We start from the raw sequence: 12,656 nt of genomic DNA, 5'->3' as shown, positions 1-12,656 counted from the left end.
GCTAATCTCCTGCTCACTTTGAAAAGGTATCAAAGTTATAAATAATAAGGAGTGTTCTAAATGAATACCAAGAAACCTATGTCTCTGACTGGTCGAGTAATCCTCGGTATGGTCGTAGGTATATTAACGGGATTCGCCATTCAATCCCTTTTTTCAGACAGCGGATTTGTTAACAACTACATCGTTAACGGACTCTTTGAAGTAGGCGGACAAATCTTTGTCGCCAGTTTAAAAATGCTTGTTGTGCCTCTAGTCTTCGTTTCACTAGTGTGCGGTACAAGTTCTCTTAAAGACTTATCAACTCTTGGCCGTATGGGTGGCAAAACGCTTGCACTTTATATCGGTACTACTGCCGTAGCCATCACTCTAGCATTAACTATCGGTAACCTGTTCCAACCTGGAGCTGGTGCGGATCTTACTGCTGCGAGCTCTTTCAAATCAGCGGATGCCCCATCTTTGGGCCAAGTTATCATCGACATGTTCCCAACCAACCCTATTCAGGCGATGGCTGAGGGCAAAACGTTACAAGTTATCGTATTTGCAGTGTTGTTTGGTATCGCAATCAGTGCAGCGGGCAAACCCGGCGAACGTATCGCTGCCGTTTTCTCTGATCTAAACGAAGTGATCATGAAGCTAGTTGCGCTACTAATGAACCTTGCTCCTTACGGCGTATTCTTCTTGATGGCGAAACTGTTCTCTGGCCTTGGCTTAGGTGCAATTTGGAACCTAGCAGAATACTTCTTAGTGCTTGCTGGTACCCTGCTGTTGCATGGCTTGGTGACTTACAGTGCGATGCTTAAAGGATTCACAGGTCTTAGTCCGATTACGTTCCTACGTAAGATGGAAGATGCAATCATGTTTGCATTCTCAACGGCATCTTCGAACGCAACAATTCCAGTAACAATGGAAACAGCTAAGAACCGCATGGGCGTAGACAACAAAGTCGCTTCTTTCACAGTACCACTAGGTGCAACTGTGAACATGGACGGCACTGCAATCATGCAAGGTGTTGCGACGGCGTTTATCGCGCAAGCGTACAACATCGACCTTTCAATGGGTGATTACCTAATGGTTATCCTAACGGCGACACTGGCGTCTGTGGGTACTGCAGGTGTCCCTGGTGTTGGTCTTGTTATGCTAGCGATGGTATTGAACCAAGTGGGTCTACCGCTTGAAGGTATTGCTCTAATCATGGGTGTTGACCGCCTTCTTGATATGATTCGTACCGCTGTAAACATCACAGGTGATAGTGCCGTATCTATCATCGTTGCTAAGTCTGAAGGCGCTCTTGATGAGTCTCGCTTCAACGACCCTGCAGCAGGTGAGAAGGAAGAAGAAGTTAAGCTAGCTCGCCAACAGGCATAATCTCGCTTATCTGATGCTCTTGTCTTTGAGTTCTGGCGTAATTAATGGCTACGCCTAGCTCATATCAAAGCGCATAAAGAAAAACGCCACTGCAGATGCAGTGGCGTTTTTTATTGGGTATCGCTTAAGTCAGTACTACTGAGTTGGGACAGTTATCAATTTAAGGTAATTATCAATTGGGAAAGCTAATCACCGATTGGGAACATCAAGTTCACTCTCAGCCCCCCACCTTCTCTATTCTCAGCAGTTACATGGCCATTCATCACACCCATCGCTTCTTTAACAATCGCAAGGCCTAGACCGTAACCGCCAGACTGTTTGTCTCGGGCTGATTCTATTCGTGTAAACGGGTCGAATATACCTGCAATCTTGTTATCAGGAATGCCATCACCGTCATCTTCTACAGATATGACACTGTAACGTTTATCTATGACCTGTTCATATGTCGTCACGACAACATGAGCGTTCTCACCCGCGTATTTAATGGCATTCCCGACCAAGTTACCAATGACTCGAAGCAGTAGCCTCTCATCAACGTTCACCATTGATGTCGGCGTCTCTAGGGAACCAATCAAAGTTTGATTCGGTTTTAAATCATTTTGCATCTGCGCGATCAACATTGAACAATAGTGCTCAAGGTGCATTAAGCTTAACTTGGAGTCATAGCGAGAGGTTTCTAAGCGGCTAAATTCAAGTATCTCACCCACCAGCTTGTTCATCTCTTCTGTTTCATTTTCCATTCGTTCTAGCAAACCAATGCTTTTATCATCAACCTTGCTGCGCAGAAGGTGTAGTGCGAGATTTTGCCTTGCTAATGGTGTTCTTAACTCGTGTGAGACATCACGAATCAAACGACGTTGCTTTTCAGCCAGAGATTTAATCTCAAAGGTCATATGATCAAAATCGTGTGCAAGCTCGTTGAATTCACGCGTGGTGGAATTTAACTCCGACACCACACTGACCGTAAAGTCACCTTGAGCCAGTCTACGGCTCGCTTCTCTCAACCTGTCCAACGGTTGCTGCAGGCTTTTGGCCATGATAATCGAGAACAGAGACAAAACGACCAATGCAATCAATGCTTTAAGCATATAGGAATATGGCGCAAAAGATTTTGCGGGGTGAAACTGGTGCGGTAGTTGGATAACCAGTGTTTTACCGTTATCCAGTGGTAGACCGAAGATCGGCTTACTCACACGATCACTAAGTTGGTGATCCAACGTTCTTAAGTATTTGAGCTTAAATTCAAAATGCGGGTGCATGTGACGATGTGTGATCGGACGATTGTCTTTATCAATGACGAACAGATAATACTGCTGAGCATTGCCCCAGTCCGCGAGTTCATCCATGTCCCCTTCTTCAATCAACACATTCGCTTGATAAGCAAGGTCGAGCATCTCCGCTTTAACCGATTCTGGCACTTTAAGCAGCGCTTTCATCAAGGCTCTTTCTGCTACCCCTTGCAGGATCAAAATACTCACCAAAATGACGGTCAAGTAACTGAACAGTTGGAAAGTGAGTCCGTCTTTACGCCTAGCAATAAAATCAGGGCAACGCAGCAGTTTTTTACTCATGCTCCTACCGACTCTAGGTAACTGTAACCTTTACCACGAACGGTTTTAATATGTTGTTTAGACAAACCGGCCTGAACGAGCTTTCTACGTATATTGCTGATATGCATATCTAAATTACGATCAAAAGGACACAGTTCTTTCTTGAGTACATGGATTTGCAAATCAGATTTGGACACAACAATACCGTCATTTTTAACCAAATAATCTAGCAGGTCTTTTTCAGTGCCGGTTAATGGCAAACGAGAGAGTTGTTCGCACAAGCCGTGATTAGAGGAAGCTAAAGATTGTCTTTGGCGTTCAAAACCCACTCGGCGCAAGATCACCTTAATACGGGTTAAGAGTTCAGGAACATTGAAAGGTTTGGCGATGTACTGGTCGGCCCCAGCTTGGTAGCCATCGAGCATTGAGGCATCGTCGTTAAGCGCGGTTAGCATAAGAATGGGAGTAGCAAAACGCTGACAAATACGTCTTGCTACTTGAATGCCGCTTAAGTTCGGAAGCATTACATCGAGTAGAACCAAATCGACAGGGTGAGATTGAATAAACTCAAGCGCGGATTCACCGCAATGAACAGTATCAACGTGATACCCCTCATTTTCTAACACTTCACCCAGTAATTCACACAACTGAATATCATCATCAACAACTAAAACGCGAGACATTACACACACCGATAAATAAGAACTGTTTGCATTCTAATTATCGTTATTATTGATTTCAATTATAAAGTGCCCGATTTCCTCTATAGAAGAAAATCTTTTTCAATCGGTACAAATTTTGAGGCAGAATCGATAAGATTTTGAGCAGTTAACCCCGGAACACCATACACTTCAACAGGCTTGCCAAAACGCTCTTTGATTCGCTCTACAAGGATTTCGAAGTCACCGTCTCCTGATACCAAAACAATCGTATCAACCGTCTCAGCAAGTTCTATTGCGTCTAACGCAATACCCACATCCCAATCGCCTTTTGCACTGCCATCTCGACGCTGAATAAACGGCTTTAACTTCACATTAAAGCCCACACCTCGAAGGATATGATGAAATTGACGCTGCTTTGGATCTTGGCTTGAGATTGCGTAAGCATTAGCTGCAACAACGTTACGCCCTTCCGTGGCAACATACCAAAACTGGTTATAGTCGAAGTTAGAACGGTATTTGTCGCGCGTCGTGTAGTAAACGTTCTGAACGTCGACCAAAATTGCTATGTTTTCCATAAATTCATACCTTTAGATTTTCCGTATACCCTATTCTATTCAATTGTAAAATGCGAGCCGCTTTACTCAATAAAAATGAACCTGCCAGCTATCGTTAACGTAAACCTAATATCTTTAGCGTAAAGCTAAGTGTCTTTAACGTAATCCTAACTATGCTTATTGTAATTGGATTTGTTTTGAACGTTTCTTAGGTGGGTCTGATCTTCACCTTCTTCTTTACGTAGCATTCAAATCGTACTCAGGCTTAGAGCTTTTGAAGGGAGGTTGGCAATGCTGCACCGACAAAAACACAAATCGAACGTAAGCATCGACACAACCAAAGCGGTGCAAACTTTGAATCAACCATCAAACTCCGGTATCTGGTTTAGTTTGCTCAAACTACTGACCATCAGCACGGTATTAATCATGAGCTTAACCAACAATTCTGTACTCGCCTACCCCGCCTATTCTCACTCAAAGCCTTTACCGCACCGCAGTGTTATTTATTTCGCTCCAAAGGAAGATTCAGTAGTTAAAGAGTTTCTGAATGAAGTGTTGCTCAATAACTGTCAATTGGACGAACGAGATGTCGTCATTATGGTTATTGCTGAGAGTGGTTATACAGTCCCTACTTGGCTAGAAGAAGAGTTTAACTTAGAGGCAGTCACTAGCATTTATGAGATCCCGAAAGGATCACACACCGCGGTTTTGATTGGTAAAGACGGAAAAGAGAAGCACCGATGGAGTGGCAAAACAGATTGGAAACAGATCACCAATATCATTGACGAAATGCCTATGCGCCAACAAGAAATGCAGCGACAAGGCAGCCGCTGCAGTATTTGATTCTTGATGGGCTCAGTAGTGGCTTAGAGATCCAACTAGAAGGTCAAACAATCAAGCTTGTTTGTTAAACCAAGCAAGTTTTTCATGGAGCTGAGCCACGCTGCCTACAACAATCAGCGCTGGGCTCTTTGCGACGCTAGCAAGATCAGCTAAATCACGTAACCCACCTCTAAACACCTTCTGTTCTTGGCGCGTACCGTTTTCGATGATCGCAACCGGCATGTCAGCTCGCATACCGTTATCCAGTAAGTTTTTCTGAATGTTTGGACTTTCTTTCAAGCCCATGTAAAACACGATGGTATGGTTGTGCTGAGCAAGAGATTGCCAGTCAATATCTTCGCCATCTTTCTTCAAGTGACCTGTAATAAACTGCACGCTTTGTGCATGATCGCGGTGCGTCAACGGAATACCCGCATAAGCCGTTGCGCCGGCAGCAGCTGTGATGCCCGGAATCACTTCAAATCTCACGTCATTCTCAGCTAACGTTTCACACTCTTCACCACCACGGCCAAAGATAAACGAGTCACCACCTTTTAGGCGTACTACGTGCTTGTTCTCTTGCGCTTTAGTGACCAACAGTTGGTTGATCTGATCTTGCGGTACACAGTGATGATCAAGCTTTTTACCCACATACAGCATTTCTGCTTCTGGGTTAGCCATCGCTAAAATATCTTTTGATACCAAGCGGTCATAAACCAACACGTCTGCTTGTTGAATCACTCGTGCGGCTTTTAGCGTAAGTAAGTCTGGGTCGCCCGGACCTGCACCTACCAATGAAACAAATCCTTTGTTTACTTCTTTAACATTCGATGACGATACTTCTGACATGCTGCGCTCCGAAGGTTTGCTTGTTTTATCTCAAGCTTAAATCTATGTGATAAGTCACTGTATTCATGATGACTTATCCAAATCCTTAACCCTTAGACTATCAGGTGTTGATATAAATATTCAGTCTAAATACTAACGAAGATAGAAGTAATTATAACAAAACAGTCTATTGCGAGTAATTTGCGCAATAATCTAAGGACTTTCGAACTAAAAAAGCCCCAAACATATTGTTGGGGCTCTTAATCTCATACTAAATTACGTTTAACCCTATTGAGGATTACTTAGCACCTAGAGAAGGCGCAGTTTTAGCGTGAGTTAGGTATAGAGGAACACACGTCATTAGCAGACCACCAACAATGTTACCTAGGATTGTTGGGATAAGGTTGAAGTTCAACCATGTCGCGATACCGAAATCAGCGCCAAGAATCATACCCAGTGGGAATAGGAACATGTTTACTACTGTGTGCTCAAATACGAGTGCGAAGAAGATGAAGATTGGGAACCACATCATTGCTACACGGCCAGACACTGTGCGTGCAGTCATGTTACCAATCACACCAAGACATACCATAAGGTTACAGAAGATGCCGCGTACGAAACACGTGATCCATCCGTCCATACCCATGTTTTCAAAACCTAGGCTACGACCCGTAGAAACAGCAATGAACTTTTGAGCAACAGCGTTTGGTTCTAGAGAGAAGTTACCCGTTAGTGATACTGCAACAAGGAAAGCAACAATCAAAGAACCGATAAGGTTACCAAGACCAACAATACCCCAACAACGTAGGATACGGCCCCAAGTGATACCTGGGCGGTTGTCGAATTTCGCTAAAGGTGCAAGGCCGAAAACGCCAGTTACTAGATCATAACCCATGACACTTAGAATGACGAAGCCAACTGGGAACACAAGTGCACCAACAAGGCCAATACCGGTTTGTACCATTGCTGTAATAGCAACAACAACCGCTAGAGAAAGAATGATACCAGCCATAGTGCTTCGAATCAGAAGGTCGCGAGTACTTGTTTTCGTTTTCGCTTCACCCACATCGATCATCGTTTGAACGAATTCAGCTGGTTTGTAATCAGGAGACATAAGGTTGTCCTTAAAAAGTTAAAATTAAAAGTTAAAATTGGATAGGAAAAGGCTCTAGTTGCCGAGTTAAGGCAATATCGAGAACTAGAACCCTTGAACTATCGAATCTTATTCATCCGAAGATTAAGCAGAGATTTCTACAGCGCCTTTGGCAACACGAGCTTTATACGCTTTCACGTTAAAGTTCTCGTCTTCCATGCACACACCTGTTGCTAGGTTAAAGCGTTGCTTCTTAAGTGGGCTTGCCACCCAAAGCTCTTCTTTGTGCTCAACAATCAAACCACGTGATAACACGTTAGATTGAAAGTATGGGTCTGTGTTGCTAATCGCGAATACTTCTTCAGCCTTAGTTGGGCGAAAGATAGCCACTTGCTCACCACCAACCAACGCACAAACACCTGTACCTGGGATAATGTCTTCGATCTTACAAACTTTGGTAAATGCCATGATGTCGTCTCCCAATTAAACCAGTTCAACGTGAAGGATATCGCCCTTCGCCTCTGGGTGTTTCTCTGTAAATGTGGCTGGACGGTGTTGTTCACGACCATCTTCAACAAACACAACGTTATCATCGCGGTCATCTGCATTGATGAAGTGTGCGAAGCGCTTAAGTTGAGCTTCGTCGTTGATTGTATCTGTCCATTCACAAGCGAAGTTATCAACTAGGCTAGCAATGTCAGTTTCAAGTTGGTCATTGATGCCAAGCTTGTTGTCTACAATCACTTCACGTAGGTAATCAACACCACCTTCTAGGTTGTCCATCCATACCGAAGTACGTTGTAGTGGCGCAGCCGTGCGGATGTAGAACATCATGAAACGGTCGATGTACTTGATCAGCGTTTCTTGGTCTAGGTCGCTTGCAAGTAAGTCTGCGTGACGAGGCTTCATACCACCGTTACCACATACGTACATGTTCCAACCTGCGTCAGTCGCGATAATACCTAAATCTTTACCTTGAGCTTCAGCACACTCACGAGTACAGCCAGACACACCAAACTTCATCTTATGAGGAGTACGGATGCCTTTGTAACGGTTCTCGATCATCACGCCTAGGCCAACTGAATCTTGAACGCCGTAACGACACCAAGTTGAACCTACACATGTTTTCGCCATACGAAGTGCTTTTGCGTAAGCTTGACCCGTTTCGTAGCCTGCTGCGATTAACTTCTTCCAGATTGCTGGTAAGTCATCTTTTTGAGCACCAAATAGGCCGATACGTTGTGCACCCGTGATCTTGGTGTACAAGTTGTATTCAGCAGCAACATCAGCAAGAACGCTTAGCGCTTGAGGTGTTACTTCACCACCCGCCATACGAGGGATAACAGAGTAAGTACCGTCTTTTTGCATGTTACCTAGGAAGTTATCGTTGGTATCGTGCAGTTTTACTAGCTCAGGCTTAAGGATGTGCTCACCCCAGCAAGAAGCAAGGATAGAACCCGCTAGAGGCTTACATACTTCACAGCCGTAGCCTTTACCGTATTTCTCTAGTAGCTCATCGAATGTTTTGATTTCTTCGATACGAATTAGGTGGAAAAGCTCTTGGCGAGAGTAAGCAAAGTGCTCACACACGTCGTTCTTCACTTCTACACCAGCTTTAGCAAGTTCAGCGTTTAATACTGAAGTCACAAGTGGAATACAACCACCACAACCCGTACCTGCGCCTGTTACTGCTTTGATATCACCAATGGTGTGGTGACCTTCAGCAACCGCTTGAGCAATCTTGCCTTTCGTTACATCGAAACAAGAACAGATAACAGCAGACTCAGGAAGAGAATCCGCGCCAAGTGTTGGCTTTTCAGCACCAGCGTGAGCAGGAAGAATCAATGCATCTGGGTGTTCTGGTAGGTCGATTTCGTTCAGCATTAACTGAAGAAGATCACCATAGTCAGACGTATCACCAACCATCACTGCGCCAATAAGCTTCTTATTGTCTTCAGAAACGATGATACGTTTATAAACTTCTTGCTCTTCGTTTTGGTAAACGTAGCTCTTACAGCCAGGAGTGCGGCCGTTTGCATCACCGATAGAACCTACTTTCACGCCTAGAAGCTTGAGCTTCGCAGACATGTCTGCACCTTCAAATGTACTTTCGTTACCAACAACGTGGTCAACAGCTACAGTCGCCATTTTGTAACCAGGAGCAACAAGGCCGTAGAACGTTTGGTTCCAAGACGCACACTCACCGATAGCGTAGATGTCTTTATCAGTCGTTTGACAGTGATCGTTAATCTCGATACCGCCACGAGGTGCAATACCTAGACCCATTTGACGAGCAAGTTTGTCTTGTGGGCGAATACCAGCAGAGAATACGATGAAATCAGTTTCTAGCTCTGTACCGTCTGCAAAACGCATTACGTTACGAGCTTCAGTGCCTTCAGGAGCAATCTCAAGCGTGTTCTTACTTGTATGTACGTTTACGCCCATACGTTCGATTTTTTGACGAAGTTGGTTACCACCTGCTTGGTCAAGTTGCTCAGCCATTAGCTTAGGAGCAAACTCAACAACGTGTGTTGTCACGCCAAGTGCTTTTAGTGCGCCTGCCGCTTCAAGACCAAGTAGACCGCCACCAACAACCACACCAGACTTTGAGTTCTTAGCCGTTGCTTCGATAGCTTTCAGATCTTCGATTGTGCGGTAAACGAAACAGTCTTTACCTTCGTTGCCTTTAATTGGCGGTACGAATGGGAAAGAACCGGTAGCAAGGATAAGTTTGTCGTATTGAATTTCACGACCAGTGCTTGAGTAAACTGTTTTCTTTTCACGGTTAACGTTAATAGCACGTTCGCCGATCAGCATATTGATGCCGTGTTTCTCGTAGAAGCCTTCTTTAACTAAAGAAAGTTCGTCTGCAGTGTGGTGTGAAAAGTAAGAAGAAAGGTGTACACGATCATAAGCTACACGTGGTTCTTCACAGAACACCGTGATGTCCATGTTTGCAACATCTGTCTTCTCGACTAAATCTTCGATATAGCGATGGCCGACCATCCCGTTACCGATTACGACTAGCTTCATCTTGCTCATAAGAATTCCTGAAGGTTATATATTTCTTAACTGAGCGAATAATGAATTATGAAAGAAAATGAAAATATGATGTAAATCAATTACGAAATCGAACTACCCTAAAGGGGTAGGACAAAAGAGGTAGATCTGCTGATTTATCATACGAAGCAAACGAATAACCGTAGGTTTAATAAGGTTTAGCGGGGTTTTATATACACTTTCGTGTAGTAGATAAGATGTTGTAAATTTTCACAATAGGTTAGCAGTAACGTAGTTAAATAACAATCATTTTCATTTGTAGTCATAATAAGTGTAATAACCCACGAAATCGTTACAGGTTCATGAGCAACTATGTATAAATATGAAGAACTTAATGACGCAAAAGACAGTCACCCTTTTCCATTCCCCACTAATTCCATTCACAAACGGCACAACGAGTTAACAGGTGCTGTTGGTTGTTCAACAAATGATAGATTTATAAAAGGAAAAGATCGGCACAAAAGTGATCTGATATGACTAGTTCCTAGAGGTGTTACTGATTAAAGAGCATACGTGGGAGTTTGGAGATAGCATGAGGGTTTAGAATTTCAGATAGCAAAAAGGCCAGCATTTCTGCTGGCCTTTCAACTTTGAATAGTGGAGGCGCCTCCCGGAGTCGAACCGAGGTCCACGGATTTGCAATCCGCTGCATAGCCACTCTGCCAAGGCGCCTTCAATAGTGTTTTAAGAGAACAACTCTTTTGATTAATACCAAGCGAGGTAATAATCAAATAGATGGTGCCCCGGGCCGGACTTGAACCGGCACAACGCGAACGTCGAGGGATTTTAAATCCCTTGTGTCTACCAATTCCACCACCAGGGCACGCAATTCTTTATTGCGATGCCGATTACTGAAAAGTAAAACACCATCTTAATGTCGAAATGAATCAACATTACAAAATTTGGAGCGATACATCGGGTTCGAACCGATGACCTCAACCTTGGCAAGGTTGCGCTCTACCAACTGAGCTAGTATCGCATTTTCATTCTTAGTATCTCTTAACTTAACAAACTAAGATAAAGAATGGAGGCGCCTCCCGGAGTCGAACCGAGGTCCACGGATTTGCAATCCGCTGCATAGCCACTCTGCCAAGGCGCCTTTAATAGTGATTTAAGAGAACAACTCTTTGTTCATCACTCTACTCAAAAAGTAGAAGCTAGATAGATGGTGCCCCGGGCCGGACTTGAACCGGCACAGCGCGAACGCCGAGGGATTTTAAATCCCTTGTGTCTACCAATTCCACCACCAGGGCAACGCAATCTTGCGAGGCCGATTACTGAAAAGTAAAAACACCATCTCTCAGCGGCCTAAGCCGTGAGAACGAGGTGTACTTTAACGGAAGGAAAAAATTCGTCAACAATAAATTTTATCTTTTAATTCAAGTGATTAATTATCGAACTCAAAAGAATAAATTTAGTGCAGCTTGTACGGTTCTTATACTTGGATTTTTGATTTAAACGGGCAACTCACAGACAATCATTGATTCAAATACCAATTCAATGCGGTGATTTTATTGTTTTAAACCAAGCAAATGGCGTTTTCATGTGCATTTCACATTCAACGACTAGAGTTTTAAGTAACTATTATTAAGAAGTAAACATGTGAAGCCACTAAAACGATATCAATATGAGCGCTATGCCGTTCTTTGTAACCTCGCCTACCCTAGAGTTTTTAAACAAACTCGCTATGGTTTTGACCCCAATGGACAACGCATCATCAAGAACCAGTTTGGCAAAACCATGATTCGAGTGTTGTGGAGTAGCGACAAAGATGAAGTGGTTGTTGTAATCAAAGGATCGCACAGTATCTCAGATTGGCTACTGACCTTTGCTCTATGGACAAGAAGTTGCAAAAGAATTGGGCTCAGTTATCGTGTGCATGCGGGCTTCTACCATCTGATGTTTCAAGAGAGCCAGCCAAGTCGTAATGAAGATAAGCTTGGCTTGACCGTTATTGAACGCTTGGAAGCCACGCTCAGTCCTCTCATCGAACAAGGCAAAAGAGTGTCTATTACTGGCCACTCTTCCGGAGGCGCTATCGGTTGTGTTTTCGCTGATTACTTTGATCAAAAGTACCCTGGCTGTATTAAGCGAATAGTGACCTTTGGCCAACCCGCCATTGGTGACTGGAGCTTTCGAAAGCACTATCGCATGAGTAAGAAGACCTACCGAATTTGCTGTGACATCGACATCGTGACCTTCATGCCACCGGTTCCTTTGCTCTATTGGCATGTAGGTAAAGTGCTTTGGCTTTATAACGGACGAATCTATGAGAACACTCCTACATTAATCCGCCTTGGTCGCTCTATCTTTAGTTGGCTGATAAGACCTTTCTCTTACCACTTGATGAGCAAGTATATCCGTAATAAAGATTTCTTTGATAAGCATTGAAATGGGTGCGTAGGAAGCTTTTAGCGGGGCCAGAAACGAAAAAACCAGTCACTAGGACTGGTTTTTTCTGAATGATGGAGGCGCCTCCCGGAGTCGAACCGAGGTCCACGGATTTGCAATCCGCTGCATAGCCACTCTGCCAAGGCGCCTTCAATAGTGTTTTAAGAGAACAACTCTTTTGATTAATACCAAGCGAGGTAATAATCAAATAGATGGTGCCCCGGGCCGGACTTGAACCGGCACAACGCGAACGTCGAGGGATTTTAAATCCCTTGTGTCTACCAATTCCACCACCAGGGCACGCAATTCTTTATTGCGATGCCGATTACTG

At 43.9% G+C, this 12,656-nt stretch carries 10 protein-coding genes and 7 tRNA genes; 3 read left to right on the top strand and 14 right to left on the bottom strand.

The window, feature by feature from the left end:
- Nucleotides 1–60 precede the first annotated feature (60 nt).
- Entirely contained in the window at nt 61–1,365 is a 1,305-nt protein-coding gene (locus tag MSG34_RS18230; RefSeq protein ID WP_048608200.1) for a dicarboxylate/amino acid:cation symporter, read from the top strand.
- Nucleotides 1,366–1,550: 185 nt separating this feature from the next.
- Here the strand turns inward: MSG34_RS18230 and MSG34_RS18225 are convergent, their stop codons facing one another.
- From MSG34_RS18225 to MSG34_RS18215, 3 genes are all read right to left on the bottom strand, one after another.
- Complete coding sequence (locus MSG34_RS18225; RefSeq protein ID WP_248338888.1) at nt 1,551–2,936, bottom strand: sensor histidine kinase; 1,386 nt, start codon at nt 2,934–2,936, stop codon at nt 1,551–1,553.
- On the bottom strand, nt 2,933–3,598 hold the full coding sequence (locus MSG34_RS18220) for a response regulator transcription factor (RefSeq protein ID WP_017062555.1): 666 nt from the start codon (nt 3,596–3,598) through the stop codon (nt 2,933–2,935). Before MSG34_RS18220 ends, MSG34_RS18225 begins: the two co-directional genes overlap by 4 nt.
- Nucleotides 3,599–3,678: 80 nt before the next feature.
- The gene (locus MSG34_RS18215) at nt 3,679–4,152 is read right to left on the bottom strand and encodes an NYN domain-containing protein (protein WP_004731130.1); all 474 of its coding nucleotides are present in this window, start codon (nt 4,150–4,152) and stop codon (nt 3,679–3,681) included.
- A 270-nt stretch (nt 4,153–4,422) separates the two neighbouring features.
- On the opposite strand from MSG34_RS18215, the gene MSG34_RS18210 reads away from it, so the two are divergent.
- Nucleotides 4,423–4,974: a DUF4174 domain-containing protein gene (locus MSG34_RS18210; protein ID WP_050633373.1), complete on the top strand. Its 552-nt coding sequence runs from the start codon at nt 4,423–4,425 to the stop codon at nt 4,972–4,974.
- Between the two features lie 51 nt (nt 4,975–5,025).
- On the opposite strand, the gene cobA is transcribed toward MSG34_RS18210, so the two are convergent.
- The 9 genes from cobA to MSG34_RS18165 all read right to left on the bottom strand — a co-directional run bounded on the left by cobA (nt 5,026) and on the right by MSG34_RS18165 (nt 11,187).
- The gene (gene cobA / locus MSG34_RS18205) at nt 5,026–5,802 is read right to left on the bottom strand and encodes a uroporphyrinogen-III C-methyltransferase (protein WP_017071487.1); all 777 of its coding nucleotides are present in this window, start codon (nt 5,800–5,802) and stop codon (nt 5,026–5,028) included.
- 277 nt (nt 5,803–6,079) lie between these two features.
- A complete protein-coding gene (locus tag MSG34_RS18200; RefSeq protein WP_017062558.1) occupies nt 6,080–6,895 on the bottom strand; it encodes a formate/nitrite transporter family protein in 816 nt (271 codons plus the stop codon).
- A 123-nt stretch (nt 6,896–7,018) separates the two neighbouring features.
- Entirely contained in the window at nt 7,019–7,342 is a 324-nt protein-coding gene (gene nirD / locus MSG34_RS18195; protein WP_017058221.1) for a nitrite reductase small subunit NirD, read from the bottom strand.
- A 15-nt stretch (nt 7,343–7,357) separates the two neighbouring features.
- Nucleotides 7,358–9,916, bottom strand: coding sequence for a nitrite reductase large subunit NirB (gene nirB, locus MSG34_RS18190; RefSeq protein ID WP_248338886.1), 2,559 nt, complete (start codon nt 9,914–9,916; stop codon nt 7,358–7,360).
- 616 nt (nt 9,917–10,532) lie between these two features.
- Nucleotides 10,533–10,606: transfer RNA gene (locus tag MSG34_RS18185), tRNA-Cys, on the bottom strand.
- 64 nt (nt 10,607–10,670) lie between these two features.
- Nucleotides 10,671–10,757: transfer RNA gene (locus MSG34_RS18180), tRNA-Leu, on the bottom strand.
- A gap of 80 nt (nt 10,758–10,837) precedes the next feature.
- Nucleotides 10,838–10,913 (bottom strand) — tRNA-Gly (locus MSG34_RS18175).
- A gap of 46 nt (nt 10,914–10,959) precedes the next feature.
- Nucleotides 10,960–11,033: transfer RNA gene (locus MSG34_RS18170), tRNA-Cys, on the bottom strand.
- A 67-nt stretch (nt 11,034–11,100) separates the two neighbouring features.
- Nucleotides 11,101–11,187, bottom strand: a tRNA-Leu gene (locus MSG34_RS18165).
- A gap of 349 nt (nt 11,188–11,536) precedes the next feature.
- Here MSG34_RS18165 and MSG34_RS18160 point away from each other — a divergent pair.
- On the top strand, nt 11,537–12,325 hold the full coding sequence (locus tag MSG34_RS18160; protein ID WP_248338885.1) for a lipase: 789 nt from the start codon (nt 11,537–11,539) through the stop codon (nt 12,323–12,325).
- Between the two features lie 75 nt (nt 12,326–12,400).
- Here MSG34_RS18160 and MSG34_RS18155 read toward each other — a convergent pair.
- Nucleotides 12,401–12,474, bottom strand: a tRNA-Cys gene (locus tag MSG34_RS18155).
- 64 nt (nt 12,475–12,538) lie between these two features.
- Nucleotides 12,539–12,625, bottom strand: a tRNA-Leu gene (locus MSG34_RS18150).
- Nucleotides 12,626–12,656: the final 31 nt, after the last annotated feature.

It is taken from the genome of Vibrio sp. 1CM2L (assembly GCF_023161695.1).
Taxonomy (GTDB): Bacteria; Pseudomonadota; Gammaproteobacteria; order Enterobacterales; family Vibrionaceae; genus Vibrio; species Vibrio coralliirubri.
Note: the sequence above shows the minus strand (reverse complement) of the source record. Positions and strands in the feature narration are given on the sequence as shown.

Coding starts and splice junctions, on each gene's coding strand:
- MSG34_RS18230 (WP_048608200.1), top strand. CDS start 61: ATGAATACCAAGAAACCTATGTCTCTGACTGGTCGAGTAATCCTCGGT.
- MSG34_RS18225 (WP_248338888.1), bottom strand. CDS start 2,936: ATGAGTAAAAAACTGCTGCGTTGCCCTGATTTTATTGCTAGGCGTAAA.
- MSG34_RS18220 (WP_017062555.1), bottom strand. CDS start 3,598: ATGTCTCGCGTTTTAGTTGTTGATGATGATATTCAGTTGTGTGAATTA.
- MSG34_RS18215 (WP_004731130.1), bottom strand. CDS start 4,152: ATGGAAAACATAGCAATTTTGGTCGACGTTCAGAACGTTTACTACACG.
- MSG34_RS18210 (WP_050633373.1), top strand. CDS start 4,423: ATGCTGCACCGACAAAAACACAAATCGAACGTAAGCATCGACACAACC.
- cobA (WP_017071487.1), bottom strand. CDS start 5,802: ATGTCAGAAGTATCGTCATCGAATGTTAAAGAAGTAAACAAAGGATTT.
- MSG34_RS18200 (WP_017062558.1), bottom strand. CDS start 6,895: ATGTCTCCTGATTACAAACCAGCTGAATTCGTTCAAACGATGATCGAT.
- nirD (WP_017058221.1), bottom strand. CDS start 7,342: ATGGCATTTACCAAAGTTTGTAAGATCGAAGACATTATCCCAGGTACA.
- nirB (WP_248338886.1), bottom strand. CDS start 9,916: ATGAGCAAGATGAAGCTAGTCGTAATCGGTAACGGGATGGTCGGCCAT.